This window comes from Streptomyces sp. NPDC044106, from assembly GCF_056433985.1.
Genome location: NZ_JBWKFZ010000019.1, coordinates 110,052 through 136,842, shown reverse-complemented (window position 1 = coordinate 136,842; position 26,791 = coordinate 110,052). Strand labels below are relative to the sequence as shown.

22 protein-coding genes are annotated in these 26,791 nt (G+C 71.5%); 12 read left to right on the top strand and 10 right to left on the bottom strand.

What is annotated here, in order from left to right; translation table 11 throughout:
* Positions 1–436 precede the first annotated feature (436 nt).
* Both AC07DI_RS30540 and ptsP read left to right on the top strand, forming a co-directional pair.
* Positions 437–886 carry a PTS sugar transporter subunit IIA gene (locus AC07DI_RS30540; protein ID WP_384261415.1) on the top strand — a complete coding sequence of 150 codons (450 nt, stop codon included), beginning with the start codon at positions 437–439 and terminating at the stop codon, positions 884–886.
* A 78-nt stretch (positions 887–964) separates the two neighbouring features.
* Positions 965–2,635 carry a phosphoenolpyruvate--protein phosphotransferase gene (gene ptsP, locus AC07DI_RS30535; protein WP_478907438.1) on the top strand — a complete coding sequence of 557 codons (1,671 nt, stop codon included), beginning with the start codon at positions 965–967 and terminating at the stop codon, positions 2,633–2,635.
* A gap of 58 nt (positions 2,636–2,693) precedes the next feature.
* Here the strand turns inward: ptsP and AC07DI_RS30530 are convergent, their stop codons facing one another.
* Together AC07DI_RS30530 and AC07DI_RS30525 are read right to left on the bottom strand one after the other, a co-directional pair.
* On the bottom strand, positions 2,694–3,587 hold the full coding sequence (locus AC07DI_RS30530; RefSeq protein ID WP_478907436.1) for a hypothetical protein: 894 nt from the start codon (positions 3,585–3,587) through the stop codon (positions 2,694–2,696).
* A gap of 88 nt (positions 3,588–3,675) precedes the next feature.
* The gene (locus AC07DI_RS30525; RefSeq protein WP_478907434.1) at positions 3,676–5,661 is read right to left on the bottom strand and encodes an acetoacetate--CoA ligase; all 1,986 of its coding nucleotides are present in this window, start codon (positions 5,659–5,661) and stop codon (positions 3,676–3,678) included.
* Positions 5,662–5,874: 213 nt separating this feature from the next.
* Between AC07DI_RS30525 and AC07DI_RS30520 the strand changes: the two genes are divergently transcribed.
* Positions 5,875–8,247, top strand: a complete 2,373-nt coding sequence (locus tag AC07DI_RS30520; RefSeq protein ID WP_478907432.1) for a glycoside hydrolase family 31 protein — start codon at positions 5,875–5,877, stop codon at positions 8,245–8,247.
* Between the two features lie 222 nt (positions 8,248–8,469).
* Here the strand turns inward: AC07DI_RS30520 and AC07DI_RS30515 are convergent, their stop codons facing one another.
* Positions 8,470–9,000 carry an NUDIX domain-containing protein gene (locus AC07DI_RS30515; protein WP_478907430.1) on the bottom strand — a complete coding sequence of 177 codons (531 nt, stop codon included), beginning with the start codon at positions 8,998–9,000 and terminating at the stop codon, positions 8,470–8,472.
* A 73-nt stretch (positions 9,001–9,073) separates the two neighbouring features.
* Between AC07DI_RS30515 and AC07DI_RS30510 the strand changes: the two genes are divergently transcribed.
* The 5 genes from AC07DI_RS30510 to glpK all read left to right on the top strand — a co-directional run bounded on the left by AC07DI_RS30510 (position 9,074) and on the right by glpK (position 14,467).
* The gene (locus AC07DI_RS30510) at positions 9,074–9,934 is read left to right on the top strand and encodes a M15 family metallopeptidase (RefSeq protein WP_478907428.1); all 861 of its coding nucleotides are present in this window, start codon (positions 9,074–9,076) and stop codon (positions 9,932–9,934) included.
* A gap of 259 nt (positions 9,935–10,193) precedes the next feature.
* Positions 10,194–10,619, top strand: a complete 426-nt coding sequence (locus tag AC07DI_RS30505) for a Zn-ribbon domain-containing OB-fold protein (protein WP_478907449.1) — start codon at positions 10,194–10,196, stop codon at positions 10,617–10,619.
* Positions 10,616–11,806, top strand: a complete 1,191-nt coding sequence (locus AC07DI_RS30500; RefSeq protein ID WP_384261397.1) for a lipid-transfer protein — start codon at positions 10,616–10,618, stop codon at positions 11,804–11,806. Before AC07DI_RS30505 ends, AC07DI_RS30500 begins: the two co-directional genes overlap by 4 nt.
* A gap of 353 nt (positions 11,807–12,159) precedes the next feature.
* On the top strand, positions 12,160–12,915 hold the full coding sequence (locus tag AC07DI_RS30495; protein WP_384261395.1) for an MIP/aquaporin family protein: 756 nt from the start codon (positions 12,160–12,162) through the stop codon (positions 12,913–12,915).
* Between the two features lie 31 nt (positions 12,916–12,946).
* The gene (glpK, locus tag AC07DI_RS30490; RefSeq protein WP_478907425.1) at positions 12,947–14,467 is read left to right on the top strand and encodes a glycerol kinase GlpK; all 1,521 of its coding nucleotides are present in this window, start codon (positions 12,947–12,949) and stop codon (positions 14,465–14,467) included.
* A gap of 70 nt (positions 14,468–14,537) precedes the next feature.
* Here glpK and AC07DI_RS30485 read toward each other — a convergent pair whose 3' ends face one another.
* The 5 genes from AC07DI_RS30485 to AC07DI_RS30465 all read right to left on the bottom strand — a co-directional run bounded on the left by AC07DI_RS30485 (position 14,538) and on the right by AC07DI_RS30465 (position 19,044).
* Positions 14,538–15,143, bottom strand: a complete 606-nt coding sequence (locus AC07DI_RS30485; RefSeq protein ID WP_478907423.1) for a GTP-binding protein — start codon at positions 15,141–15,143, stop codon at positions 14,538–14,540.
* Positions 15,124–15,285, bottom strand: coding sequence for a hypothetical protein (locus tag AC07DI_RS30480; protein ID WP_478907421.1), 162 nt, complete (start codon positions 15,283–15,285; stop codon positions 15,124–15,126). Before AC07DI_RS30480 ends, AC07DI_RS30485 begins: the two co-directional genes overlap by 20 nt.
* 25 nt (positions 15,286–15,310) lie before the next feature.
* Positions 15,311–15,697 carry a DUF742 domain-containing protein gene (locus tag AC07DI_RS30475; protein WP_384261388.1) on the bottom strand — a complete coding sequence of 129 codons (387 nt, stop codon included), beginning with the start codon at positions 15,695–15,697 and terminating at the stop codon, positions 15,311–15,313.
* A 69-nt stretch (positions 15,698–15,766) separates the two neighbouring features.
* Positions 15,767–16,207 carry a roadblock/LC7 domain-containing protein gene (locus tag AC07DI_RS30470; RefSeq protein WP_384261386.1) on the bottom strand — a complete coding sequence of 147 codons (441 nt, stop codon included), beginning with the start codon at positions 16,205–16,207 and terminating at the stop codon, positions 15,767–15,769.
* Entirely contained in the window at positions 16,204–19,044 is a 2,841-nt protein-coding gene (locus AC07DI_RS30465) for a sensor histidine kinase (RefSeq protein ID WP_478907419.1), read from the bottom strand. The genes AC07DI_RS30470 and AC07DI_RS30465 overlap by 4 nt, the downstream gene beginning before the upstream one ends.
* 469 nt (positions 19,045–19,513) lie before the next feature.
* Between AC07DI_RS30465 and AC07DI_RS30460 the strand changes: the two genes are divergently transcribed.
* The gene (locus AC07DI_RS30460) at positions 19,514–20,113 is read left to right on the top strand and encodes a hypothetical protein (RefSeq protein ID WP_478907417.1); all 600 of its coding nucleotides are present in this window, start codon (positions 19,514–19,516) and stop codon (positions 20,111–20,113) included.
* Between the two features lie 21 nt (positions 20,114–20,134).
* Here the strand turns inward: AC07DI_RS30460 and AC07DI_RS30455 are convergent, their stop codons facing one another.
* Positions 20,135–21,406, bottom strand: coding sequence for an NAD(P)/FAD-dependent oxidoreductase (locus AC07DI_RS30455; RefSeq protein WP_478907415.1), 1,272 nt, complete (start codon positions 21,404–21,406; stop codon positions 20,135–20,137).
* Entirely contained in the window at positions 21,403–21,780 is a 378-nt protein-coding gene (locus AC07DI_RS30450; protein ID WP_478907413.1) for a bifunctional 3-phenylpropionate/cinnamic acid dioxygenase ferredoxin subunit, read from the bottom strand. The genes AC07DI_RS30455 and AC07DI_RS30450 overlap by 4 nt, the downstream gene beginning before the upstream one ends.
* A 190-nt stretch (positions 21,781–21,970) precedes the next feature.
* On the opposite strand from AC07DI_RS30450, the gene AC07DI_RS30445 reads away from it, so the two are divergent.
* From AC07DI_RS30445 to AC07DI_RS30435, 3 genes are all read left to right on the top strand, one after another.
* Entirely contained in the window at positions 21,971–22,801 is an 831-nt protein-coding gene (locus tag AC07DI_RS30445) for an IclR family transcriptional regulator (protein WP_384261375.1), read from the top strand.
* A 459-nt stretch (positions 22,802–23,260) separates the two neighbouring features.
* Positions 23,261–24,346, top strand: a complete 1,086-nt coding sequence (locus AC07DI_RS30440; RefSeq protein ID WP_478907411.1) for an S-(hydroxymethyl)mycothiol dehydrogenase — start codon at positions 23,261–23,263, stop codon at positions 24,344–24,346.
* A complete protein-coding gene (locus AC07DI_RS30435; protein WP_478907409.1) occupies positions 24,343–26,787 on the top strand; it encodes a GcvT family protein in 2,445 nt (814 codons plus the stop codon). Before AC07DI_RS30440 ends, AC07DI_RS30435 begins: the two co-directional genes overlap by 4 nt.
* The last annotated feature ends 4 nt before the right edge of the window (positions 26,788–26,791 follow it).

Below are 26,791 nucleotides of genomic sequence, written 5' to 3'. Positions count from 1 at the left end.
TTCTTTTTGTTCTTCGTTCTTGCGTTTCCGACTCTATCAGACTCTTTCGTGTCCGACTTCCTCGGTGCCTTTCCGGTTCCCGCTCCGGCCTTTCGACTTTCGCGTTTCCCTTTCCGGCGGCTCCGACTTTATCAGGTCTTATTCGACTCTCTGACCACGTCCACCGCAGACATGCGGAGACGGACCCGGAGATAGGATCTGATCGAAGGTTGCCGCCGAGGCCGGGCGCTTGCCGCGTCCCACAGCCTCAGGCAGGAGTCCGACTCTACATCGGGTGGAGGGCAGGCGCAAATCGTTTGTGCACTGCCTCTACGTCCGCCAACCGGGACCTGTCGTGCGGAACCGGGACTTCATATGACTTACCCTTCTGAACAGTGCGTCGTCCAGGACAGGTAGTGGCGGCGACTACGAATCTCCGCCCCCTGGGAGGCTTGCCATGACCAGTGTTTCGTCCCCGCTTGCAGGACGCGCCATCGGGCTCTCCGCTGTACCTGATCCCGTGTTCTCAGGCGCGATGGTCGGGCCTGGTACGGCTATCGATCCCGCGCGCGAGCCTTCTGAGGCCGTCTCGCCCGTGGACGGCATCGTCGTCTCTCTCCACCCCCACGCCTTCGTGGTCGTCGACGACCAGGGCCATGGTGTGCTGACGCACCTCGGCATCGACACCGTGCAGCTCAACGGCGAGGGCTTCGAGCTACTCGTCAACAAGGGTGACACCGTGCGGCGTGGCCAGGCCGTGGTGCGCTGGAACCCGGCCGCCGTCGAGGCCGCCGGCAAGTCCCCCGTGTGCCCGATCGTGGCGCTCGAGGCCACCGCCGAGTCCCTCTCCGACCTCATCGAGGACGGCGAAGTGAAGGCCGGCGACGCGCTCTTCAGCTGGAAGTGACGTCATGGCCGTCGCTGACGGCCGAGCAGGACAACCAACGCGGCGGCTGGGCCCGCCGCACTACCGGAGACGGGTGAGATGGAGACAACGCTGCGAGGCGTCGGTGTGAGCCACGGTGTGGCGATCGGCGAGGTTCGGCACATGGGTACGGCCGTTCTCGAGCCGCCGGCCAAGCAGATTCCCGCGGAGGAGGCCGAGCGCGAACAGGGGCGTGCTCGCCAGGCCGTGGAAGCTGTGGCGGCCGACCTGAATGCGCGTGGCCATCTGGCCGGTGGCGAGGCCCAGGCGGTGCTCGAGGCACAGGCAATGATCGCTCAGGACCCGGAGCTCATGTCCGACGTCGACCGGCGCATCACCGTCGGCAGCACGGCCGAGCGCGCCGTGTACGACGCCTTCTCCCACTACCGGGAACTGCTGGCCGGTGCCGGTGAGTACATGGCGGGCCGGGTGGCGGACCTCGACGACGTGCGCAACCGCATCGTCGCGCGGCTGCTTGGCGTTCCGATGCCCGGTGTGCCGGACAGCGACGAGCCGTACGTGCTGATCGCGCGTGACCTCGCGCCGGCGGACACCGCGCTGCTCGACCCGGCTCTGGTGCTCGGCTTCGTCACCGAGGAGGGCGGGCCCACGAGCCACAGCGCGATTCTCGCGCGGGCGCTCGGAGTGCCGGCCGTCGTCGCGCTGCCGGGCGCGGGTGAGCTTCTCGAGGGCACGGTCGTCGCCGTGGACGGCAGCACGGGCGAGATCTTCGTGGATCCCAGCGCGGAGAAGCGCGGGCAGCTCGAGGCCGCGGCCGCCGAGCGCAAGGCCGCGCTGGCCGCGTCGACCGGTCCCGGTGCCACGTCCGACGGGCACAAGGTGCCACTCCTCGCCAATGTCGGCGGCCCCGCCGACGTGCCGGCCGCCGTCGAGGCGGGGGCCGAGGGTGTCGGTCTGTTCCGTACCGAGTTCCTCTTCCTGGACGACAGCACGAAGGCGCCGTCCGAGGAGAAGCAGGTCGAGGCGTACCGCAAGGTGCTCGAGGCCTTCCCCGAGGGCCGTGTCGTCGTGCGCGTGCTCGATGCCGGTGCGGACAAGCCGCTGGACTTCCTGACGCCGGGCGACGAGCCGAACCCGGCGCTCGGCGTACGCGGGCTGCGCTCGCTGCTCGACCACCCCGAGGTGCTGCGTACGCAGCTGACCGCGCTGGCCAAGGCCGCCGAGGGCCTGCCCGTCTACCTCGAGGTCATGGCCCCGATGGTGGCGGACCGCACCGACGCGAAGGCGTTCGCGGTCGCCTGCCGCGAGGCGGGGCTGCGGGCGAAGTTCGGCGCGATGGTCGAGATCCCGTCGGCCGCCCTGCGTGCGCGCTCGATCCTTCAGGAGGTCGAGTTCCTGTCGCTGGGCACCAATGACCTCGCGCAGTACGCCTTCGCCGCCGACCGGCAGGTGGGCGCCGTGTCCCGGCTTCAGGACCCGTGGCAGCCCGCGCTGCTCGACCTGGTCTCGATGTCCGCGGAGGCGGCGCGGGCCGAGGGCAAGAGCTGTGGCGTGTGCGGTGAGGCTGCTTCCGACCCGCTGCTCGCCTGTGTACTGACCGGTCTCGGTGTCACCTCCCTGTCGATGGGTGCGGCGTCCATTCCCTACGTGCGTGCGACGCTCGCCAAGTACACGCTGGCGCAGTGTGAGCGTGCCGCGTCGGCGGCGCGTGCCGCGGACAGCGCCGAGGAGGCGCGCAAGGCCGCGCAGGCGGTGCTGTCGGGCGAGTAGCCTGCCGCTCTGTTCTGTTCAGGGGCGCCCCACCGGCCGGTGGGGCGCCCCTTGGCGTTCAGTGGGTGTGTCCTCCTTCGGGCTGCCCGTCCTCGATGTCGGGTGCCGCGCAGTAGTCGACACCGGATTCCGGGGAGACGAGCTCTCCCGAGATGGCGTCGGTGCAGTAGGCGTCGAAGACCTCGGCCGCGGTGAGGGGTTGGAGTCGTCCGCCGTTCATGCGCCAGCCGTGGACGCGGTCACGTGTGCCGTCGGCAGTGGAGCGCAGCACCATGCCGACGGCGCGGTGGGTGGCGATGCCGACGGCGAGGACCGTGGCGAACTCCAGGGCCTCGGTGTCGTCGAGCAGGGCTCGGCCCTCCGCGTCGATCTCCACGTGCAGTGCGGCCAGGAGGGTCTCGGGGTCCGAGGGCACGCTGCACACCAGGTGCCGGGTGCCCGGTCCTGGTGTGTCGACGGCCCGGGTGATCAGTGCGGAGGCGCGGGCGAACGCGGCTCGTCCGATGTCCTCGCCGCAGGTGGCGCAGGTGCCTGTGCGGGCGAGCACCACCGTCGCGTACTCCCAGGTGGCCCTGCGGACTGCTTCGTCGACGAGGTCGGGGACGAGATCGGCGAGGGGCTGGCCCTCGTAGGGAACGGTGGGGCCGCCCGATGCCAGTTCGGCGGTGAAGCGGGCGCGGCTGGCCGGGGCGTCCGGGTTGAGGCCGGTCTCCGCGCAGTACTGCGCGTAGTCCTCGGGGTCGAAGAGCGCGATGGTGGTGTGGCTGCCCTGGGACGCGAGGTTCTTGAGGAGTCCCTCGACCTGGTGGAGGTAGGTCTCGTGGTCGTCGAAGGTGAAGGTGCGGTAGCGGCGCATGGCCGCGAAGTCCTCCTCGTCGGCCAACAGGCCGATGGTTCCGACGATTTCGCGGCGCAGTGTGCGGCGCATGGTGGTGTCTCGGGTGTGCGTCATGCTTCCCCCTTGCATGCGGTCGATCAATGCTCACTCACAGTAACGGTGGGCACTGACAATCGCCGCTGAGCTGGGGAAAGGGCCGCCGTCAGGCGCGTTCGCGGGCCAGGTCCGCGTAGAAGTCCAGGAGTTCGAGGCGGTCGACGCTGCCCGGGTTGACCGCCTTGTCCAGAGGTGTCCCCTGGAGGAGGCGCTTGACGGGGACTTCGATGCGTTTGCCGGTGAGGGTGTGCGGGATGCCGGGGACTTCGATGACCTCGTCGGGGACGTGGCGCGGGGAGAGCTGCTCGCGGATCGTCCGCTTGATGCGGTCGCGCAGGGTGTCGTCGAGGGTCGCACCCTCGGCGAGGTGGATGAAGAGCGGCATCCAGTAACCGCCGTCGGGCTGCTCGACGCCGATGACGAGGGATTCGCGGATCTCCGGAAGCCGTTCGACGGCCTCGTAGATGTCGGACGACCCCATGCGGACACCTTGGCGGTTGAGCGTGGAGTCCGAGCGGCCGTGGATGACGACCGAGCCCCGTGCGGTGAGGGTGATCCAGTCGCCGTGCCGCCAGACGCCGGGGTAGGTGTCGAAGTAGCTGTCGTGGTAGCGGCTGCCGTCCGGGTCGTTCCAGAAGCGGATGGGCATGGACGGCATGGGGTTGGTGACGACCAGTTCGCCGACTTCGTCGATGAGCGGCTTGCCCTGGGGGTCCCAGGACTGCAGGTCGGTGCCGAGGCAGGGCGCCTGGAGTTCGCCGATGTGGACGGGGAGGGTGGGTACGGCTCCGGCGAAGCAGGAGCAGACGTCCGTGCCGCCGCTGACGGATGCCGTCCACAGGCCGCCCGGTGTTTCGGCGAACTCGTCGCGCAGCCAGCGGAATCCGTCGGGCGGCAGGGGGGAGCCGGTCGTGGCGACGCACTGGACGCGGGAGAGATCGAAGTCGCGGGCCGGGTGGACGCCTGCTTTGCGGCAGGCCATGACGTAGGCGGCGGAGGTTCCGTAGAGGGTGGCGCCGGTGCGTTCGGCGATGCGCCATTGGGCGCCGGTGTCGGGGTAGCCGGGGCTGCCGTCGTACAGGACGATCGTGGTGCCGGTCAGGAGGCCGGAGACGAGGAAGTTCCACATCATCCAGCCGGTCGAGGTGTACCAGAAGAAGCGGTCGTCGGGGCCGAGGTCGCAGTGCAGTCCCAGCTGCTTGAGGTGCTCGACGAGGATGCCGCCCTGGGACTGGACGATGGCCTTGGGCAGGCCGGTGGTGCCGGAGGAGTACAGCACCCACAGGGGGTGATCGAAGTCCACCGGTTCGAAGGTGGGGGCCACGTCGGCCGAGGTGAGGGCCGACCATTCCAGGGCGCCTTCGGGTGCGTCCGTGCCGAGGAGCGGGATGTGCACGACGGCGCGCAGGCTCGGCAGTTCGGCGCGGAGTTCGGCGACGGTGTCGCGGCGGTCGTGCTGCTTGCCGCCGTAGCGGTAGCCGTCGACGGTGAACAGGACGACCGGTTCGACCTGCTGGAAGCGGTCCAGGACGCTGCGGGCGCCGAAGTCGGGGGCGCAGGAGGTCCAGACGGCGCCGACGGCGGCGGTGGCCAGGAGGGCGACGACGGCCTGCGGGATGTTCGGGAGGTAGCCGCTGACGCGGTCCCCGGGACGTACACCCAGGTCACGCAGCTCCGCGGTCAGGGAGCCGACCTGCCGGCGCAGCTCGGCCCAGGTGACGGGCCGCGGGTCGTGGCTCTCGTCGACGTGGAGGATCGCGGGGGTGTCCGCGCGCGTGGGGTCCTCGGCGGCGCGCAGTGCGTGCTCGGCGTAGTTGAGGGTCGCGCCGGGGAACCACTGGGCGCCCGGCATGGTCCGATCGCCGAGCACGCGCGCGTAGGGGGTGGAGAAGCGGACGTCGAACCAGTCGGTGACGGCTTTCCAGAACGTCTCGAGGTCGGTCACCGACCAGTGGTGCAGCGCCGCGTATCCCCCGTCGGCCGGGGCGCCGTGGTGCTCGGCCGCCCGGGCCTGGAACCGGGTGACCTGCGCGGCGGCGATCCTCTCCGGGCTCGGCTGCCAGAGCGGCGCAGGGTTCGCTGAGGACGTCATGGGGCGGCTCCCGGACTGTACGCGTCGTATGCGTGGAGTGCGCACGTGCTGGGTGTGCGCGTGAACACGGCTGAAGGGGACGATGCCACGTGATCGACTTCCGCACCAGGGCGGGCCCCGCACAGCCGGGTCCGTGGTCATGTGTCGTCGCCCCAGGTGAACGGCAGTTGAACGCGGCCCGCACGGGGCTTCTTCGGTGGCAGGGTGAGCAGCATGAACGGTCGTGACCTGGTGCGTTCGGTGAAGGCGGTCGGCATGCTCGGCACGGTGCAGGGGCTGCGCACGGTGCGCTCCTCGTGGCGCAGCCGGCGGGCGGACGCGAAGGGTCTGGCGCCGCGGGGTGCGGAGCGGGCGCGGGTGCCGGGTGAGGTGACGGTGGTGGTGCCGGCGCCCGGTGGCGGGGTGGTGCGTTTCGCGCGCTCGGAGCTGCGGGTGCGGGTGACGGCGGGCGGGGCGGTCTTCCTGGGCTGGGACGGGGCGGTGCCCGAGCCGTCGTACGCGCTGTCGGGCCGGAGCCCGGAGCCGGATCCGCGGGCCGTCCTCGAACCCGACACGGAGGGCGGCTGGCGGGTCGTCTCGGAGCGGACGACGGTCGTCGTCTCGCGGCACGGGGCCGTCGAGCTGCGCACGCCTGGCGGTGTGGTGCTGCGGCGGGATCTGCCGCCGCGCTGGTGGGAGCCGGCCGAGGGCGGTCCCGCGCGCTGGGTGCAGCGGTCGGAGGTGGCGGCGGACGCGCGGTTCTTCGGGCTCGGGGGGCGGTCCGGGGGGCCTCGGCTGCGGAACGGGACGTACCGGCTGTGGAACACCGATCCGGGCGGTTCCTTCGGGCCGGGCGACGATCCGCTGTACATCACCATGCCGGTGCAGATGGTGGTGGCCGATGCCGGGACGCACCTGGTCTTCCACGACAACACGTGGGAGGGCGAGGTGTCGGTGCACGAGGGGGTGGAGGGCGCCGGGTCCGGTCATGACCGGGCCGGTGCGTGCGAGGTGCGGATGGGTGGCGGGCCGCTGCGGTACTGGGCGATGGTCGGCACTCCCGCGCGCGTGCTGCACTCCTGGGCGTCGCTCACCGGTCCCCCGGCGTTGCCGCCCGCGTGGGCGCTCGGGCACCATCACGCTCGGTGGGGCTTCGGCAGCGAACAGGAGGTGCGCCGGATCGTCGCCGGCTATCTGGAGCGCGGGCTGCCGTTGGACGCCGTCCATCTGGACATCGACCACTATGACGCGCATCAGGTGTTCACCGTCGACAAGGACCGCTTTCCGAAACTGCCGCAGTTCGCGGACGAGTTGCTCAGGGGCGGGATCCGGTTGGTCTCGATCGTCGACCCCGCGGTGAAGTCCGAGGCGGGCGTCGAGGCGTACGACAGTGGGTCGGCGGCCGACGTCTTCGTGCGGGATGCCGCGGGGCGGGAGGTGCGCGGTGTCGTGTGGCCCGGGGAGGCGGTGTATCCGGATTTCACCGACCCGCGCGCGCGGGACTGGTGGGGCACTCTGTACGAGGAGCGTCTCGACCACGGGTTCGCGGGGTTCTGGCACGACATGAACGAGCCGGTGTCGTTCGCCGCGTTCGGGGAGGCGACGCTGCCGCGGTCGGCGCGGCACTCCCTGGAGGGGCGTGGGGGTGACCATCGGGAGGCCCACAATGTGTACGGCCTGGCGATGGCGCGCGCCGGGTACGAGGCGCTGCACAGGCTGCGGCCCGAAGAGCGGCCCTTCTTGTTCTCGCGGTCCGGCTGGGCGGGGATGCAGCGCTACGGGGGGACGTGGTCCGGTGATGTGTCCACGGGTTGGCCGGGGTTGCGGGCGTCGCTGTCGCTGGTGCTCGGGCTCGGTCTGTGCGGTGTGCCGTATTCGGGTCCGGATGTGGGCGGGTTCGACGGCAGTCCGTCGCCGGAGCTGTATCTGCGGTGGTTCCAGCTCGGGGCGTATCTTCCGCTGTTCCGTACGCATGCGGCGATCACGGCGGGGCGGCGTGAGCCGTGGGAGTTCGGTGACGACGTGCTCGTACACGCGCGTGAGGTGCTCGTCGAGCGCAGGCGGCTGCTGCCGTATTTCGTGACGCTCGCCCATCTCGCCCGGTGGACGGGTGCTCCTTATGTGCGGCCCTTGTGGTGGGCGAGCCCCGAGGACAGGGAGTTGCGGGACTGCGAGGACGCGTTTCTGCTCGGGGACTGCCTGCTGGTGGCGCCGGTCCTGGACAGTGGTGCGGTGCGGCGGGCGGTCCGGCTGCCGCGGGGCCGGTGGTACGACACGGCGACCGGCACCGCGTACGAGGGCCCCGGGAAGGTGCTGGTGGACGCTCCGGTGTCGCGCGTTCCGGTGTTCGCGCGCGCGGGCGCGGTGATTCCGGTGCGGGGGTGTGACGGTGGCATCGAACTGGAGGTGTGGGCGCCCGCCGAGGGCCGTACGGGCGGTGGCCTCGTGGTCGCCGACGCGGGTGACGGGTGGGCGGAGGCGGAGCTGGAGCGGTTCACGGCGCGGTGGAGCGAGGGGCGTGTGGTCGTGGAGCGGGAGGGCGGCGACGGGGCCGGGCCCGCACCGGGCCGTCCGGTGCGGGTGCGGGGGTGCAAAGAAGCGCTTTGAGAGCCTGTCTTTGAACCCCCGTCGTCCGCGCGAAGCGCGGGCGCAGCGGTGTTCGGTGCGTGCGATCGGTGTGCGGAGTCCCAGGTCATGTGGCGGAGCCACCTGTCCTGGGACTCCGTGCGCCGAGCGTGCGTGCCGGGCGCCGGGGCGCAGGCGGGGGTTCAAAGACAGGCTCTGAGGACGGCGATGGTCCTCCGGAGGCCGGGCGCGGCCCTCCGAGGGTCAGTAGCGGCCCTCGAACCACGCGCGCGCCGCCAGCGTATGCAGGGGGAAGGCCAGTTCGTCCGGCCGGCGCAGCACGTCCCAGCCCGCGGTCTCGTCCGTCGGTACGGATGCCGGCAGGTCGGCGGCGGGGCGTTCGGGGAGGACGCCGAAGAGCAGCAGGTAGCCGTCGGGGGCGCTCATGGCGTCGGCCAGGCGCACGTCGCGGCTCTCCGCGCCGATGCCGGTCTCTTCCTTGAGCTCGCGCACGATCGCGTGGCGCCAGTCCTCCCGGTCGTCGATGAACCCGCCGGGCAGGGCGATGCCCCCGCGCGCGGGGGCGATGGTGCGGGTCACGACGACCAGGCCGGTGCCCTGTGCGTCGTACACCGGTTGCAGGGCCACCGCCACGGGGAGCGGATTTCGGTACGTCACCGCGCCGCAGGCGGCGCAGGTGCGGGGCCGGTCGGAGGGCTGGTCCTGGAAGGGGGCTCCACAGCTGGAACAGTGGGAGCCTGGGCGGGAGTTGGCTGGGTGTGGGGATGCGGACACGCCGCGGACTGTATCCGATGGCTCACGTGTCACTCTTTCGCGGGTGTCCATGGGCCTGGTAGACGCAGGGGGCATGACACGACTTCTCACCGCCCCGCGGAATCTCGCCGTCGGGGCCGCGGCTCTGCTGGCCGTGGCCGCCGCTCCCTTCTCCGCGCAGGCCGGCTCTCCCGCGCGGGCCGGCGCCCCCGCACACGTGGCCTCTTCCGTCCACGCGAGGCCCGAGCCGAAGGCTCCCGCGGAGTTCGTCGCGCTGCGCGACGTGGACCCGACGATCATCCAGGAGATGCGCTACTTCACCCGGCACAATTTCGTGGGCGGTCCTGTCGACGGCTACCGGAAGCCGATGTGCATCCTCACCGAGCCCGCCGCGAAGGCGCTGCACAAGGCGCAGCGCACGCTCCTGCGCAAGGGCTACTCCCTGAAGGTGTACGACTGCTACCGCCCGCAGCGGGCCGTCGACCACTTCGTACGGTGGGCCGAGGATCTCGACGATGAGCGCATGAAGGCGGAGTTCTACCCGCGTGTCGACAAGTCGCGGCTGTTCGCCGACGGCTACATCGCGAAGAAGTCCGGGCACAGCAGGGGCTCGACGGTGGATCTGACGGTGGTGCGGCTGCCCGCCCCGCCCACCCGTCCGTACGTCCCCGGTGAGCCGCTCACGCCGTGCTACGGGCCGCGGAGCGAGCGCTTCCCCGACAACTCCGTGGACATGGGGACGGGGTTCGACTGTTTCGACACGCTGTCGCACACGGACGATCCGCGGATCACGGGAAAGCAGCGGGCCAACCGCGATCTGCTGCGGAACGTGCTCACCAAGGAGGGCTTCACCAATCTCCCCGAGGAGTGGTGGCACTTCACGCACAAGCCCGAGCTGTTCCCCGACAGCTACTTCGACTTCCCCGTCTCGCGCGGGTCTCTGCGAGGGAAGTGACGGCAGAGGCGCAAGGGACGGCGGAGGCGGTGTCCGGGACCACCCCCGTCGATCCCGGACACCTGCCTCCGGTACTCGGACGCGCAATCGGGCTGTCTGGTTCATCGCGCCCGGGCTGTCTGGTTCACCGCGCCCCGGTTTCCACGCCCCCTGACGTCATCCGGTTGCCTGTGGCACACTTCTGACGTTCCGTCAGTTCTGCTGCCCGGATACGTCGGATCCGCTGCCTGGAGGAGCCTTGTCGCGTACGCGCACACCTGTGGTGGCCAACTGGTTCGCCGGGGACGGTGACGCCTTCCGCCTTCTGGGCACGCGCTGCTCAGCCTGCGCCTGCGTCTTCTTCCCCCGCGAGGACGGGTTCTGCCGCAACCCCGGCTGCCGGGGCGGCGAGCTGGTCGAGGTGCCGCTGTCGCGGCGCGGACGCGTCTGGTCGTACACCGACGGCCGCTACCGGCCTCCCGCGCCCTATGTCTCCGACCCGGAACTTCCCTGGCGGCCCTACACGTTGATCGCTGTGGAGCTGGAGGCGGAGCGCATGGTGGTGCTCGGGCAGTCGGTCCCCGGGGTCTCCGTCGCCGATCTGGTGGTCGGCATGGAGGTGGAGGTCGTCCCCGGCGTACTGAACGAGGACGACGAGACGACGTGGACGACATGGCACTGGCGGCCTGTGGGGGTGAAGGCATGACAGGCGAGGTAGCGGTGCTCGGCGTGGGCATGCACCCCTGGGGCAAGTGGGGACGCTCCTTCGTCGAGTACGGAGTGGTGGCCGCGCGCGCGGCCCTCGCGGACGCCGGGATCGACTGGCGGGACGTGGGTTCGATCGTGGGGGCGGACACGGTGCGGGGCGGCTATCCCGGGTATGTGGCCGGGGCCACCTTCGCCAGGGCCCTCGGCTGGCAGGGCGCGCGCGTCGCGAGCGTGTACGCGGCCTGCGCGTCCGGGGCGCAGGCCATCGCCACGGCGCGTACGCAGATCCTCGCGGGCATGGCCGACGTCGCCCTGGTGGTCGGCGCCGACGCGGCCCCCAAGGGGTTCTTCCGGCCCGCAGGAGGGGACCGGGCCGACGACCCCGACTGGCTGCGCTTCCGGCTTCTCGGGGCGACCAATCCCGCCTATTTCGGGCTCTACGCACGCCGCAGGATGGCCGTCCACGGCGACACGCTGGACGACTTCGCCCAGGTCAAGGTGAAGAACGCGGCGGCGGGTGCGCTCAACGCGAACGCGCGCTACCGCAAGGCCGTCACCACCGAAGAGGTCGCCGCATCGGCCGTCGTGGCCGACCCGCTGCGGCTGCTCGACATCTGCGCCACGTCGGACGGCGCCGCGGCCCTGGTGCTCTCCAGCATGGAGTTCGCGCGCCGGCACGGAGCGGCGGACCCGGTGCGCGTCCGCGCGGTGTCCACGGTCACTCCGACGTACCCGGCCGCCGTGCTCGACCTGCCGGACATCGCCACCGATTCGGCGGCCGTCGTGACCCCCGCGGACGGCACCTTCCGCTCGTCCATAGCGCGGGCGGCGTACGAAGAGGCGGGCATCGGCCCCGAGGACATATCGCTGGCAGAGGTCTACGACCTGTCGACCGCGCTGGAGTTGCAGTGGTACGAGGACCTCGGGCTCTGCGGGGCGGGCGAGGGGGCCAAGCTGCTGCGTGACGGGGCGACGGCGCCGGGCGGGCGCGTGCCCGTGAACACCAGCGGGGGTCTCGCGTCCTTCGGAGAGGCCGTGCCGGCCCAGGCCATCGCTCAAGTATGCGAAGTGACCTGGCAGTTGCGGGGGACGGCAGGGGCGCGGCAGATCGAGGGGGCGCGGGTGGGGATCACCGCGAACCAGGGTCTGTTCGGCCATGGTTCCTCGGTCGTCGCGGTGCGCTGACGCCTCACGGCGCGGCCCGCGGCACACCGGTCAACGGTTGTCGTCCGCGACCTTGACGCTCCATCACCACCGGTGAACACTTCCGGGTGTCAGTCGGCGTCGCCACACCCCGGCTCCACTGCGCCCAGAGCCTCTGTGCGCGCGAAGGGTCTGCGTGAAGGGCCTGGTCAACAGGTCATCCCCCATGGGCGATACGGCTGCGACGGCACGCTCGTCATGGACGCCGGGCGGGGCGCGGGAGACTCCCCGCCCCCGGCTGCAACAGCCGGGCGTATCCAGGCGGTAGTCGTGGGAAACGCACCCTGCACGGAGGACCGGGGCGCACCGCCCCGGGCGAGGGCCTAGGAGCCGCCATGTACTCGAACGGGGACGTCTTCGTCGGTGAGGTCATCGGCACCGCGATTCTGATTCTTCTCGGCGCCGGTGTGTGCGCCGCGGTCACGCTCAGCCATTCGAAGGCGAAGGCCTCCGGGTGGGTCGTCATCTCCTTCGGATGGGGATTCGGCGTGCTCGCCGGCGCCTACACCGCGGGCCCGCTCTCCGGTGGCCATCTCAACCCCGCCGTCACGCTCGGCATCGCCATCGACACCGGCGACTGGGACCAGGTCTGGGTCTATCTGCTCGGGCAGATGGTGGGCGCGATGCTCGGCGCCGTCCTGGCGTACCTCGTCTACTTCGCGCAGTTCCAGGCCAACGTCACGCGCGGGGCGAAGGGCGACTCGGAAGGCGTGCACCAGCCGACGCCGACGCTCGGCATCTTCTCCACCATTCCGGAGATCCGGAACCCGGTCGCGAACATCATCACCGAGGTCATCGCGACCGTGGCACTGGTGCTGCCGATCCTGGCCTTCGGCCTGACCAAGGGGCTCGGCGAGTCCGGGACGCAGACGCTCATCGTGGCCTTCCTGGTCGTCGGCATCGGCCTCTCCCTCGGCGGCCCCACGGGCTACGCCATCAACCCGGCGCGCGACCTCGGTCCGCGCATCATGCACACGTTCCTGCCGATCCCCAACAAGGGCACGTCCGACTGGAGCTACGCCTGGATTCCGGTGGCGGGGCCGCTGATCGGCGGCGCTCTCGCGGGCCTCATCTACAACGCAGCCTTCTGAGTCTTCTCATCAAGGTCATCAAGGGGTAGCCATGCCGGACAGCTCCGGGAAATTCGTCGCCGCCATCGACCAGGGCACCACATCGAGCCGCTGCATCATCTTCGACCGGGACGGCGCGATCGTCGCCGTGGACCAGCGCGAGCACCGCCAGATCTTCCCCAAGCCTGGCTGGGTGGAGCACGACGCCACCGAGATCTGGTCCAAGGTACAGGCGGTGGTGGCGGGCGCCATCGCCAAGGCCGGGCTGCGCGCCGACCAGGTGAGCGCGCTCGGCATCACCAACCAGCGGGAGACCACCGTCCTGTGGGACCGCGCGACCGGCAAGCCCGTGCACAACGCGATCGTCTGGCAGGACACCCGCACCTCGGCGCTCTGCAACGAACTGGGCGGCGCGGACGGCCAGGACCGCTTCCGCGAGCAGACGGGGCTGCCGCTCGCCAGCTACTTCTCCGGGCCCAAGGCCGCCTGGCTGCTCGACAACGTGCCGGGCCTCAGGGCCCGCGCCGAGCGGGGCGAGATCGCCTTCGGCACCATCGACTCCTGGCTGATCTGGAACCTCACGGGCGGCACCGACGGCGGCAAGCACGTCACCGACGTCACCAACGCCGGCCGCACCATGCTGATGAACCTCCAGACGCTCCAGTGGGACCAGTCGATCCTGTCGGCGATGAACGTGCCCGAAGCAGTGCTTCCGGAGATCAGGTCGTCGGCCGAGGTCTACGGCACGGCCGTGGGCCAGCTCTCCGGAGTACCCGTCGCCTCCGCGCTCGGCGACCAGCAGGCGGCCGTCTTCGGGCAGGCCTGCTACGACACGGGGACGGCCAAGAACACGTACGGCACGGGCAGCTTCCTGCTCCTCAACACCGGCAACCGGCCCGTCGCGTCGAAGAGCGGGCTGCTCACGACGGTGGGGTACAAGATCGGCTCCGAGGCACCCGTGTACTGCCTGGAGGGGTCCATCGCGATCACCGGTGCCCTGGTGCAGTGGTTCCGTGACCAGCTCGGCATCATCCGCTCGGCGGACGAGATCGAGACGCTCGCGGCGAGCGTCGACGACAACGGCGGGGCGTACATCGTGCCTGCCTTCTCCGGCCTCTACGCCCCGTACTGGCGCTCCGACGCGCGCGGTGTCGTCACCGGTCTGACCCGGTACGTCACCAAGGCGCACCTCGCGCGTGCCGTCCTGGAGGCGACGAGCTGGCAGACCCGCGAGGTCGTCGACGCCATGTACCAGGACTCCGGGGTGCGGATCAGCACCCTCAAGGTGGACGGCGGGATGACCAAGAACAATCTGCTGATGCAGCACCAGGCGGACGTCCTGGACGTGCCCGTGATCCGGCCCAAGGTCTCCGAGACGACCTGCTTGGGCGCGGCGTACGCGGCTGGTCTCGCGACCGGCGTGTGGAACGACCTCGACGAGCTGAAGGCGCACTGGCAGCAGGACGTGGAGTGGACGCCGCTGATGGACGCCGAGTCGCGGGACCGTGAGTTCCGCAACTGGCACAAGGCGGTGGAGCGGAGCTTCGGCTGGCTGGAGGACGGCGAGGGCTGAGCCGAGCGGAACTGCGGCCCGTACCCCGGTCGGCGGGGGTACGGGCCGTGGACGCGGCCGCCCCGGCCGGTCAGGTGGTGACGGTCTCCCTGGCCGCCGCGGCCGCCGCCATCGCGTGTTCGACGACGTCGATGAGGACCTCCTTGACGGACTCGCGGTCGCGCGCGTCGCACAGGACGACGGGTACTCCGGAGTCGAGATCCAGTGCCTGGCGCACGGTGTCGGCGGGGTAACGGGAGGCGCCCTCGAAGCAGTTGACGCCGACGACGAAGGGTATGGAGCGCCGCTCGAAGTAGTCGACTGCGGCGAAACAGTCCTCCAGGCGGCGGGTGTCGGCGAGGACCACGGCGCCCAGCGCCCCGGTGGCCAACTCGTCCCAGAGGAACCAGAAGCGGTCCTGCCCCGGGGTGCCGAAGAGGTACAGGACCAGGTCGTCGCGGAGGGTGATGCGGCCGAAGTCCATGGCCACCGTGGTGGTGTGCTTGCCGGCGACACCGCTCGTGTCGTCGACGGGCCGGCCGGCCTCGCTGAGGGTCTCCTCCGTGCGCAGCGGCTTGATCTCGCTGACCGCGCCGACCAGCGTCGTCTTGCCGACGCCGAAGCCGCCCGCCACGAGGATCTTCAGCGTGACAGGCTCGACGGGGGCCTTGCCGCGCTCAGAACGCCTGAAGATCATCGCTCACTTCTCCTGGATCAGTGGTGTCGCGCGGCGCCGGTCCGTATCCGGCGCCGCCGGGGGTTTCGGTGCCGTCCGGGTGCCGCGCGGAGATATCGGTGAAGGTGCCGCCCCTGTCTACCCGGAACTGCCGGCCAGTCACGATCCCACTCCCGCTTCCGCGCTGCTCAGAGCGCCCGGAGGCCGCTGATCACGTCGCGCAGAATACTTTCGTCCGGCAGTTCGGCCGGGGGCACGGGACGGGTCACGTGCACCAGTTCGTCGTCGACGAGGTCGCCGATGAGGACGCGGACCACACCGATGGGCAGATCGAGCTCGGCCGCGAGCTCGGCGACCGACTGGGGCGTGTCACGGCAGAGCTCGACGATGTCCACGTGCTCCGGGGACAGCGTCTGGTCGGCCTCCGGGACGCCGGTCGCCCAGGCCTCGGTGATGACTACCGCGATCAGGTCGAGCCGGTGCTGACCGTTGCTCGTCGTGCGGCCGCGGGTCATCGCGTACGGCCGGACCACGGGGCCCGCGTCGTCGTCGTACCAGCGGGGTGATTCCTGCACTCCCGCTAAATTCCGCGTGGCCCCTGTCGCTCTCTGCGTCCTTCGTCCGTCGTCAGTCATGACCTCCCACTACCCCCCGGCGGACAGATCCGTGCGCGGAGCCGTCCCCAGATGCACACCCACCCGCTTGACCAGCAACGTCATTTCGTACGCGACCAGGCCGACATCGGAGTCCGCGTCCGCGAGGACGGCGAGGCAGCTGCCGTCGCCCGCGGCCGTGACGAACAGGAACGCGTCGTCGAGCTCGACCACGGTCTGGCGGACCCTGCCCGCCTCGAAGTGCCGTCCGACGCCCTTGGCGAGGCTGTGGAACCCGGAGGCGACGGCGGCGAGGTGCTCGCTGTCCTCCCTGGTCAGGTTCTTCGACACGCCGGTCGGCAGGCCGTCGCCGGAGAGCACGAGTGCCTTGCGGATGCTGGAGACGCGCTCGACCAAGTCGTCGAGGAGCCAGTTCAGTTCTCCCCGCCCCCCGGTCGTGGTGGTGCGTGCGTCGGCATTCGGTGCGGTCATCGACCGTCCCCCTCGGATGTCGTTCCTGGTGCTGTGCCGTTCGTGGCGTCGTCGCCCGCGGCGTTCTCGTCACGGCCGCGCTGCCAGCCCCGCTGGAGCGAGGCCATGCGGCTGCGTACCTCTTCCGCGTCGCGCTCCTCCGGCCCGGTCTCGGCGCGGTCGGGGCGGTGGTCGGGTCCTGCCTTCAACTGCGGGGCGAGGCTGGCCTGCCGGACACGGCGGGGCAGTCCGCCCGGGGCTGTCGCGGGGGTACCGCGGTCCTGGGCGCCACGGTCCTGGGGCGCGGTACGGCGGCCGGGGCGCGGGAACTCGGTGGTCGCTTCGTCGACGGCCGTGACGTCCCGGTGCGGCGGCGAGAGGTCGGGCCAGGACGGCTGCCGCGAGCGCTCCGGGGCCTCGTCCCCGGCGGCCGGGGCCAACGGCTTCTCCTGCGGCCCGCCCTCCGAAAACCGGCTGTCCTGCGGCCTGGTGTGCGTCACCGGGCGGCCGTTCGAGCGGACCAGCTTGGGGGTCCTGCGGCGCGGCAGCGGGGTGGGGCCGCCATGGACGTCGTCGCCGAGGTCGTCGCCGAGGTCGTCGGCGTCGTCGAGGCGGGCGGGAGCGGTGCCACGCCGGGTCGGCTCCGCGCGGCCCGCCTCGCGGTCGTCGCGGGCCTGCTGATGCTGCTCGCCCGGCGTGCCGGCCACCCGGCGGCGCGGCCGGAAGAGACCGCCGCGCTCGCTGTCCTCGTCGTCGAGGGCGCCGGGGAACCGGTCGAGGTCCGCCAGGCCGACGGGCGCCTCCAGCTCGACGGGGCCGTCAAGGACGGAGGCGGGCAGCCCGGGGAGCTGGACCGGCACCTGGGCGAGCGCCGCCGTACGGTCGGCCGCCTTGTCGGGGCCCGCCGCCACCGCCCTGCCCTGCGGCCGGTCGAGGCGGTAGCCGCCGGTGTCGGGCACGTCGTCGGTGAGCAGTGACTCCGGAATGAAGACGACGGCCGTGGTGCCGCCGTACGGCGAGGGCTGCAGCGAGACCCGGACGCGCTGGCGCTGCGCGAGCCTGCTGACCACGAAGAGGCCGAGCCTGTCGGTGTCCGAAAGCTCGAACTCGGGGGTCTCCGCGAGCCGCAGGTTGGCGTCCAGGAGCGCGTCGGGCGTCATGCCGAGGCCCCGGTCGTGGATCTCCAGGGTGAAGCCGTTGGCGACGTGCTCCCCGAGAACCTGCACTCCCGTGTGCGGCGGCGAGAACACCGTGGCGTTCTCCAGGAGTTCGGCCATCAGGTGCGTGAGGTCGGCGACCGCGGGCCCGGTGACCGCGATACGCGGCAGTCGGCGCACCTCGATGCGTTCGTAGTCCTCGACCTCGGCGACGGCGGCACGGACGACGTCCATGAGCTGGACGGGCTTGCGCCACTGCCGCGAGGGGGCGGCTCCGGAGAGGATCACCAGGCCTTCGGCGTGCCGCCGCATGCGGGTGGTCAGGTGGTCGAGGCGGAAGAGGTCGGCGAGTTCGTCGGTGTCCTCGGTCCTGCGCTCCATGGCGTCCAGGAGCGTCAGCTGCTTGTGCAGCAGCACCTGGCTGCGGCGGGCGAGGTTGACGAAGACCTCGGAGACGCCGCGGCGCAGGTCCGCCTGTTTGACGGTGGCCTCGACGGCGGCGCGCTGCAACGTGTTGAGCGCCTGGCCGACCTGCCCGATCTCGTCCTTGCCGTACGTAAGGCGGGGCGCCTCGGTCTCCACGTCGACCTGCTCGCCCGCCGCCAGCCTGCGCAGTACGCCGGGCAGCCGGACGCCGGACGCCTCGTGGGCCTCAAGACGCAGGCGGCGCAGGTCGCGGATGAGGCTGCGGCCGATGCGTACGGACAGGAAGATGGAGACCAGCAGCGCCAGCAGGCCGAGGACACCGGCCGCGATCACGCGGACGATGACGCCGACGGCGGCCGGCTCGACGCGGTCCTGGAAGCGGTCGGTCGCCTCGATGTTGCTTTCGGAGAGCTGCTTGAGTACCCGGCTCGCCGTCTGGTCCCAGTGACTTGACGTCACGACGTCCGGGGCCTTGGTGCCGGCCTCGATGACGTCGTTCTCGGCCTTGTTGAGCTGCTGGGCCTCGGTGCCGTTCCAGTAGCGCTCGTAGCGGCCGCGGTCCTCTTCGGAGAGCTGCGCGAAGTTGACCTCGAAGAGCAGGGTGCGCTGCGCCCGGAGCTCGGTGACCTGCCTGATCTCGGGCTTGGTGATCCGGCCCGCGACGAGCGCCGAACCGATCACCGCGTCCTCGCGGGAGAGCAGTTCACGCGCGCGGGTGGCGCCGACGAGCGCGCGCCCCTGCTGGTCGTACTTCATGTCGTCGAGGCCGGAGAAGCCGTTGAGCGTGCTGAGCAGGTCGAAGTAGGGGTCGATCAGCTCGGTGTACATCTTCAGGGCGCCAGCCCTGGTGATGGTGCCCTCCTCGACGCTCCGGCGCAGCGGCGTGAGGCCGTCGAAGGCTTCGACGAGCTCGTCGAGCCGTTTGCGCGAGTCCCCGGTGACGCCGTCCCTGACGTCCGGATCCTCGGCGTTGGACCGGACCTTGGCGATCATCCCGTCCGTCACGGTACGGCTGCGGCGCAGCGCGGAGAGCGCGTCCGACGCCCGCGGGTCGGCGAGGTAGACGAGGGTCTGGCGGCGCTCCTGCTGGATGACGCGGGCCGTGTCCTCGATCGGGTAGGCGAGCTTGTCGACGACGTTCACCGTGTCGATCAGGCTGAGCGCCTGGCGCCCCGTGATGACGGTCGTGAAACTCCAGATCGCGGTGAGGGAGAGCAGCGGCACGAGCAGCAGCGCCACGATCTTCCGGCGGATGGACTTCCCGCGAAAGCGCATGGCCTCCCCCAGATCGGCCCCCTGTGACCGTTGCACGGGCCAGGGGCACACATGTGCGTCAACAAACGGCGCGAGCCTACTACTGACTCACGGGCAACTCGAAGACGCATCCGAACGCTTTTCAGCCGTGACGCGAAAGGGACATCCCTAGTTGTCCCTCCATTACGGGAGATTGCGTCCCAGCATGCGGCGGCAACTTCCGGGTTCCATCCCCCGTACGTGGGACGCCAGTTGGCCGGAACTCTTCGCTTGATCGAACCCGGACGGGAATCTTTCGGATCTCTCGTTCGTCCATCAGGAAGAGAGTCGCGACTCAAGGGGCACGTCGCAGGTCAGGCGACATAAAGCGCAGTAAAACGGGCAGCCACTGGTGTGTTGGCCCTGCTGATGAATGCAGCGGATAACCAGAGGATGTGTCCCGAGCGTGTTCCGTGAACGGCCGCGAAGCAGCAGTGGGGGGAGTGACGAAATGAAGGGCACGGTGGAGCGCCGCGCGGGGCGCGAGTCGGGGGTGCGCGGGGCTGACGCTTCGCTGGGGGCGGGTCCGCAGGGGGTAGCTCCGCAGCGGGCGGCTCCGCAGGGCGCTGCTCGGGAGGGCGCTGCTCGGGAGGGCGCTGCTCGGCAGCGGGCGGCTCCGCAGGGCGCTGCTCGGCAGGAGCGTGAGGCGGCTCCGGCGGAGCGTCCGCCGCTGTGGGTGGAGGAGCCCGCCCGCAGGAGGCGGCTGCCCGATCCGGTACGGACGGCCGCGGTGCGGGCCGTGATCATAGTGGCGGTCACCCTCGTGCAGGCGATGGTCGCCTTCCTCACCGCTCTCGCAGGGTCCTGGCTCTCCTTCCCCATGGTCCTGAGCAGCGTGGCCAGCACGGTCGTGGCCACTTGGGCGGTGCTCGACGTATGGGTGACCCGCCAGGTGTGGAACCAACGGCACGGAGTGGTGTCGATGCCGAGCAGCACGGCTCGGCGGTTGCGGCGCGAGCGGCGCCGGGCGCGCCGTCAGGCGAGGGCGGTGGCGCGGGGCAAGGAACGGATACAAGGGCGCGGTGGGTCGGGGCGGTTGTCGCACCCCTGAGGGGAGGCGGCCGGGCCGACCTCACACCCCCGCACGCACCGTCACCCGTCCCGCCGAGTCGCCGCGCTTCCCCACCGGCTCCAGCGCCCGGTCGGCCGGCAGAGCCCTCCTCACCCTCATGAACGGCCGGGCCCGGTCGACCGCGAGGACCGCCGTGGTGCGGCCCGCGCGCTCGTACACGGCGAGGAAGCCGGTCCCGTCCTCGGCGTCCGGCGCCCCCTCGACGACGCGGACGGTGTCGCCGTCGGTGCGCCGGCCCGCGAACTGGACACGGGAGCCGTACTGGTCGGACCAGAAGTACGGCACGGGGCGCAGCGCCTCCACCGTGCGGCCGGCGAGCAGGTTCGTCACGGCCACTCGGGGCTGCTCCGTGGCGCTCGTCCAGTGCTCGGCGCGGACGCCGCCCACGCGGGCCACATCGCCCACCGCGATGACCTGGGGCAGCCCGGTGACACAGCCGTCGTCACACAGGACGCCCGCGTCCACGGCGATCGGTGAGCCCGCGAGCCAGCCGGTGACGGGGGTCGCTCCGATGCCGACGACCACCACATCGGCTGCCAGCAGCCGGCCGTCGGACAACTCCACAGCGGTGACGGCGCCTTGCCCGTCCGCCGGACTCCCGGATGCCGATACGGCCCCGGCGCGCGCGTGCGGGCTCCCCCTCAGCCCCGCCACCCCCACACCTGTCAGCAGCCGCGCCCCGCCACGGGCGTGCAGCCGCGCGCACGCCGCCGCCATCTCCGGCCCGAGCTGAGCCGCGAGTGGCAGTGGCGCGGCCTCGACGACCGTGACCTCGTGGCCGAGCGCTGTGCACGAGGAGGCCGTTTCGGCGCCGATGAAGCCCCCGCCGATGACCACCACGCGACGCGGTCCACGGGTCAACTCCGCACGCAGGGCGCGGGCCTCGTCCAGGGTGCGCAGCGTGTGGACCCCCGCGAGCGATGGCCCGGGAAGGCGGCGTGCGGACGCCCCGGTGGCGATGACCACACCGTCGCAGGTCAGGGCGCGGCCGTCGTCGAGGACGACCGTGCGGCCACGTGCGTCGAGGGCCAGCGCCCGGGTGCCGAGGTGCCATTCGGCGGCGAGTTCAGCCGTCTCCTCGCCGTCGCAGAGGGCGAGTTCGGCCTCGCCCCCTTCGCCGGTCAGGAAGCCCTTGGACAGGGGCGGCCGGTCGTACGGCCGGTGCGGTTCAGCGCCGACGACGACCAGGCGGCCGTCAAACCCCTGGGCGCGCAGTTCCCGCGCCGCGTACAGTCCGGCGAGCGAGGCGCCCACCACGATGACGGTCCTCACGCCGCGGACCCGTTCCCGGTGGCTTCCGTGTCGGCGGCGAGGCCGTGGGGGGTGCCCCGGCCGGCCGGGCCGTCGGTGGCGAGGTGTACATGGACGACGCCGTCCTCGACGTACACCTGGTGGGTGCGCACGGGACGGCGCGCGGGCAGGCACGTGGGCCTGCCCGTACGAAGATCGAATGCCGCGGCGTGCAGCGGGCATTCGACCAGGCAGCCCTCCAGCCACCCCTCCGACAGGGAGGCGTCCTGGTGGGTGCACGTGTCGTCGATGGCGAAGAGTTCGCCGTCGGCGTTGAACACCGCGACGGGCGGCGTGGTGTCGAGGCGGACGGATTCGCCCGCGGGGAGGTCGTCAAGGCGGCATACGGGGATCATGGGCCCCCTCTGGGTGTCATTCGGCCCGGCCCCGGACCCGCTGGGGACCAAGACCCTTCGTTAACATGATGTTTCACATGGCGCACGATGGAGCGCTATGCGCAACAGAATCCGGGTGGGGCGCCCATCGCGTCAAGGGCTTCCCGACAACGCGGCTCCAAGAGGCCGCCGGGGTGGTGAGAGTTCAGCTATGACGGGCGAGCGGAAACAGGCCGATCAGGGCGGGGAGCCGCGCGGGAAACCGCGGGAGAGGCAGTCCAGGGGGACGGCCGGATCCGTCCAGTCCGTGGACCGCGCGGTGAGCGTCCTGGAGATCCTCGCGCAGCACGGGGAGGCCGGAGTCACCGATATCGCGGATGAGTTGGGCGTCCACAAGTCGACGGCCTTCCGGCTCCTCGGGGTGCTCGAGAACCGCGGCCTCGTCGGCCAGGCGAAGGACCGCGGGAAGTACTTCCTGGGCGCCGGCGTACTCCGCCTCGCGGGGGCGGCGGCAGTGCGCATGGACATCTCGCAGGAGGGCGCCCCGGTCTGCCGCGAACTCGCGGACGAGCTGGGTGAGACGGTCAACATCGCGGTCCTGGACGACGACGCGGCGGTCAACATCATGCAGGCGCGCGGCCCGGCCTCGGTGACCGCGCAGAACTGGCTGGGCCGGCGCACCCCGCTGCACGCGACGTCCAGCGGAAAGGTGCTGCTCGCGCACCTGCCGACGACGCTGCGCGAGGGCCTGATGGCGCGCACCCTGCCGCGTCTGACCGAACACACGGTGACCGGCACGGTGGCGTTGCGCGGCGAGCTCGAGGCGGTGGTCGAGCAGGGATTCGCCGTCGCCGTCGAGGAGTTGGAGGTGGGGCTCGCCGCCGTGGCCGCGCCGGTGCGCGCGCACGACGGCAAGGTGATCGGGGCGCTCAGCGCGTCGGGTCCCGTCTACCGGCTGACCGAGGACCGGCTGACCGAGCTCGCCAAGCGCACCGTCGCGGCCTCCGTCGAGCTCTCCCGGAGAATGGGCTACGGCTTCTGAGAGCCTGTGTCATATCCCCGGTCGGATCAGTGGGCGTCGTCTGGTGCGTGCGATCGCAAGGCGCCGGGAAGTCCTCGGTGGGGGTCCCCCCGGGCCGTTCAGGCCTGGGGGAGGAGCTACTAGGGCTTTTCGGCAACGCGGCGAGCGTGCGTGCCAGGCGGCGACCACCCGGCCGGGGATAGGACACAGGCTCTGAGAGCCGGCTCGCCTGCGACCGCGCGCCGGGACGACGGCGAGGCTCCGCAGCGTACGGACACATGAGGGCGGGGCCGGGACCAGCGGCCCCGCCCTCGCGCGTGCCGTGCGCGCCCCCGAGCGCCCCCGCAGATTCGCGAAGGCTGAACTCCGCCCCCTTGACGGCCTCTTGATGGCGTTCCCAGTATGTCTCCCATAGCGCAACCGAACGTGCAGTACGCAACAACGCCGTCACGCCTTGCGCAACAGCAGAGGAGTCTGGCCGTGCCCCACGAGGTCCGTGCCGTCGTCGCCCCGAAGAAGGGCGCACCCGTCGAGGTGCAGACGATCGTCGTGCCAGATCCAGGCCCCGGAGAGGTGCTCGTCTCCGTACGGGCCTGCGGGGTCTGCCACACGGATCTGCACTACCGGGAAGGCGCGATCAACGACGACTTCCCGTTCCTGCTCGGTCACGAGGCGGCCGGGACGGTGGAGGCCGTCGGCGCGGACGTCGCCGGTCTCGTCCCGGGCGACTGCGTCGTGATCGCCTGGCGCGCGCCATGCGGAGGCTGCCGTTCCTGCCTGCGCGGCAGGCCCTGGTACTGCTTCGACTCGCGCAACGCCGCCCGGCCCATGACGCTCCTGGACGGCACGCCGCTGAGCGCCGCGCTCGGCATCGGTGCCTTCGCCGAGAAGACGCTGGTCGCCGCCGGGCAGGCCGTGAAGGTCGACCCGGCGGCCCGTCCCGAGGCGGTGGCCCTGATCGGTTGCGGTGTGATGGCCGGGTACGGGGCCGCGGTGAACACCGGCGGGGTGGGCCGCGGTGACACCGTCGCCGTCATCGGCTGCGGCGGCGTCGGCAACGCCGCCATCGCCGGGGCGTCCCTGGCCGGGGCCCGCCGGGTCATCGCCGTCGACATCGACGACGCGAAACTGGACGGAGCGACCCGGTTCGGCGCCACGCACACCGTCAACTCCCGCGGCACGGACGCGGTCGCGGCGGTGCGCGAGCTGACCGGCGGCCACGGCGTCGACGTCGCGATCGACGCGGTCGGCGTCCCTTCGACGTACACGCAGGCCTTCTACATGCGCGACCACGCGGGCGTGCTCGTCCAGGTCGGTGTGCCCGATCCGGAGACGGCCGTCGAGCTTCCGCTGATCGATCTGTTCTCGCGCGGCGGCGCCCTCAAGTCGTCCTGGTACGGCGACTGCCTGCCCACCCGGGACTTCCCGATCCTCGTCGACCAGTACCTCAGCCGCCGGCTCGACCTGGGCGGCTTCGTCTCCGAGACGATCGGGCCCGACGAGGTGGAGGAGGCGTTCGCCCGCATGCGCCGGGGCGAGGTCCTCCGGTCGGTGGTGGTCCTGTGAGCCCCGGCCGGCCCGAAGGGCCCCGTGTCGTCGTCATCGGGGCCGGCATAGTCGGCTGCTCGCTGGCCGACGAGCTGACCTCCCGCGGCTGGACCGACGTCACCGTCCTCGACCAGGGACCGCTGCCCGCGCCGGGCGGCTCCACCTCGCACGCGCCGGGCCTGGTCTTCCGGACGAGCCCCTCCCGGACGCTGACCGCGTTCGCCGCGTACACCGTGGAGAAGTTCCACGCCCTCCAGGCGGACGGCCTGCCCTGCTTCGACCCCGTGGGCGGCCTGGAGCTCGCCACCACCCCCGAGCGCTGGGCCGACCTGCACCGCAAGGCCGGTTTCGCCGCGTCCTGGGGCATCGACGCCGAACTCGTCGGACCGGCCCGCTGCAAGGAGCTGTGGCCGCTCGTCGACGAGAGCCGGGTGCACGGCGGTCTGTACACGCCCGACGACGGCCTGGCCCGTGCCGTGCCCGCCTGCCGGGCACAGCTGGAACGGGCACGCGCGCGTGGCGCACGATTTCTCGACCGGCACACCGTGACGGGCATCGAGCGCGCGGGCGGCCGCGTCACCGCCGTCGTCACCGACCGCGGCACCTTTCCCGCCGACCACGTCGTCTCGGCGGCCGGATTCTGGGGACCGGTGATCGGGCGGCTGGCCGGAGTCGACGTGCCCCTGCTGCCGCTGGCGCACCAGTACGTGAAGACAGCGCCGCTGCCCGAGCTCGCCGGACCGGGCGGCCCGCGTCCGGAAGCCTCCCTGCCGATCCTCCGCCACCAGGACCGCGACCTGTACTTTCGCGAGCACCACGACCGCATCGGCATCGGCTCGTACGCCCACCGCCCGCTGCCCGTCGACCCGTTCACCGTCCCCGCGTACGACGACGCCGAGGGCATGCCGTCCTCGTACCCCTTCACCGAGGAAAACTTCGCACCGAGCTGGGAGGACTGCCGGAAGCTGCTTCCGGCGCTGAGGAAGGCGGAGATCGCGGAAGGCTTCAACGGCGTCTTCTCCTTCACGCCCGACGGCATGCCGGTGCTCGGCGAAGCCCCTGGGCTGCGCGGCTTCTGGCTGGCCGAGGCCGTGTGGGTCACGCACTCCGCGGGCGTCGCCAAGGCGGTCGCCGAGTGGATGGTCGACGGGCGGCCCTCGCTCGACCCGCACGACTGCGAGCTGACGCGCTTCGAGGACGCGCAGCGCTCCCCCGCGTACGTGGCCGAGCGCGGCGCCCAGCAGTTCACCGAGGTCTACGACATCATCCACCCGCTCCAGTCGATGGACCGGCCGCGCCCCCTACGGGTCAGCCCCTTCCACGCCCGCCAGCAGGAGCTGGGCGCCGTCTTCCTCGAAGGCGGCGGCTGGGAATGCCCGCACTGGTACGAGGCCAACGCGCCGCTCGCCGAGGACGTCGAGGTGCCGGAGCGCGACGCCTGGTCGGCCCGCCACTGGTCCCCCGTCGCGGCGGCCGAGGCGCGCGCCACCCGCGAGCGGGTCGCCCTCTACGACATGACGCCGCTGCGCCGCCTTGAGGTCACAGGCCGCGGATCCCTCGCCTTCCTCCAGCGGATGACCTCCAACAACCTCGCGAAGAGGCCGGGTTCGGTCACGTACACCCTGCTCCTCGACGAGGCGGGCGGCATCCGTTCCGATCTGACCGTGGCGCGGCTCGCCCCCGACCGCTTCCAGGTGGGCGCCAACTCCCCCGCCGATCTCGACTGGCTGCTCCGCCATGCCCCCGACGACGTCCACCTCAGGGACATCACCTCGGGGACCTGCTGCATCGGCGTCTGGGGTCCGCTGGCCCGCGCGCTCGTGCAGCCGCTCGCCCACGACGACTTCTCGCACGAGGCGTTCGGCTACTTCAGGGCGAAGGAGACGTACATCGGGCATGTCCCGGTGACCGCCATGCGTCTGTCGTACGTCGGTGAACTGGGCTGGGAGCTGTACACCACCGCTGATCTGGGGATGCGCCTCTGGGACACGCTCTGGGCGGCCGGCCGGGAGCACGGCGTGATCGCGGCCGGGCGCTCCGCCTTCAACAGCCTGCGCCTGGAGAAGGGGTACCGCGCCTGGGGCCACGACATGACAACCGAACACCACCCCTACGAGGCGGGCCTCGGCTTCGCCGTCCGGATGGACAAGGGGGACTTCGTGGGGCGTCCGGCGCTCGAAGGGCTTGGGCGGCCTTCGCGCATGCTCACCGCGCTGCTCCTCGACGACCCGGCCGCCGTCGTCCTCGGCAAGGAGCCCGTCTACGTCGACGGCGCCCCGGCCGGGTACGTCACCAGCGCCTCGTACGGGTACACCCTGGGACGCTGCGTCGCGTACGCCTGGCTGCCGCCGCTGGCAGTGGGCACCGGCGTGCACATCGCGTACTTCGGGGAGAAGGTGCCCGCGACGGTCGCCGAGGAACCGCTCCTCGACCCGGAGATGACCCGCATCCGCCGCTAGCCGC

Excerpts from the sequence above, each read along its gene's own strand:
- AC07DI_RS30465 (WP_478907419.1), bottom strand. The coding sequence starts at position 19,044 with ATGCGCTTTCGCGGGAAGTCCATCCGCCGGAAGATCGTGGCGCTGCTG.
- AC07DI_RS30500 (WP_384261397.1), top strand. The coding sequence starts at position 10,616 with ATGACAGGCGAGGTAGCGGTGCTCGGCGTGGGCATGCACCCCTGGGGC.
- glpK (WP_478907425.1), top strand. The coding sequence starts at position 12,947 with ATGCCGGACAGCTCCGGGAAATTCGTCGCCGCCATCGACCAGGGCACC.
- AC07DI_RS30445 (WP_384261375.1), top strand. The coding sequence starts at position 21,971 with ATGACGGGCGAGCGGAAACAGGCCGATCAGGGCGGGGAGCCGCGCGGG.
- ptsP (WP_478907438.1), top strand. The coding sequence starts at position 965 with ATGGAGACAACGCTGCGAGGCGTCGGTGTGAGCCACGGTGTGGCGATC.
- AC07DI_RS30510 (WP_478907428.1), top strand. The coding sequence starts at position 9,074 with ATGACACGACTTCTCACCGCCCCGCGGAATCTCGCCGTCGGGGCCGCG.
- AC07DI_RS30460 (WP_478907417.1), top strand. The coding sequence starts at position 19,514 with ATGAAGGGCACGGTGGAGCGCCGCGCGGGGCGCGAGTCGGGGGTGCGC.
- AC07DI_RS30485 (WP_478907423.1), bottom strand. The coding sequence starts at position 15,143 with ATGATCTTCAGGCGTTCTGAGCGCGGCAAGGCCCCCGTCGAGCCTGTC.
- AC07DI_RS30495 (WP_384261395.1), top strand. The coding sequence starts at position 12,160 with ATGTACTCGAACGGGGACGTCTTCGTCGGTGAGGTCATCGGCACCGCG.
- AC07DI_RS30470 (WP_384261386.1), bottom strand. The coding sequence starts at position 16,207 with ATGACCGCACCGAATGCCGACGCACGCACCACCACGACCGGGGGGCGG.
- AC07DI_RS30530 (WP_478907436.1), bottom strand. The coding sequence starts at position 3,587 with ATGACGCACACCCGAGACACCACCATGCGCCGCACACTGCGCCGCGAA.
- AC07DI_RS30520 (WP_478907432.1), top strand. The coding sequence starts at position 5,875 with ATGAACGGTCGTGACCTGGTGCGTTCGGTGAAGGCGGTCGGCATGCTC.
- AC07DI_RS30525 (WP_478907434.1), bottom strand. The coding sequence starts at position 5,661 with ATGACGTCCTCAGCGAACCCTGCGCCGCTCTGGCAGCCGAGCCCGGAG.
- AC07DI_RS30540 (WP_384261415.1), top strand. The coding sequence starts at position 437 with ATGACCAGTGTTTCGTCCCCGCTTGCAGGACGCGCCATCGGGCTCTCC.
- AC07DI_RS30450 (WP_478907413.1), bottom strand. The coding sequence starts at position 21,780 with ATGATCCCCGTATGCCGCCTTGACGACCTCCCCGCGGGCGAATCCGTC.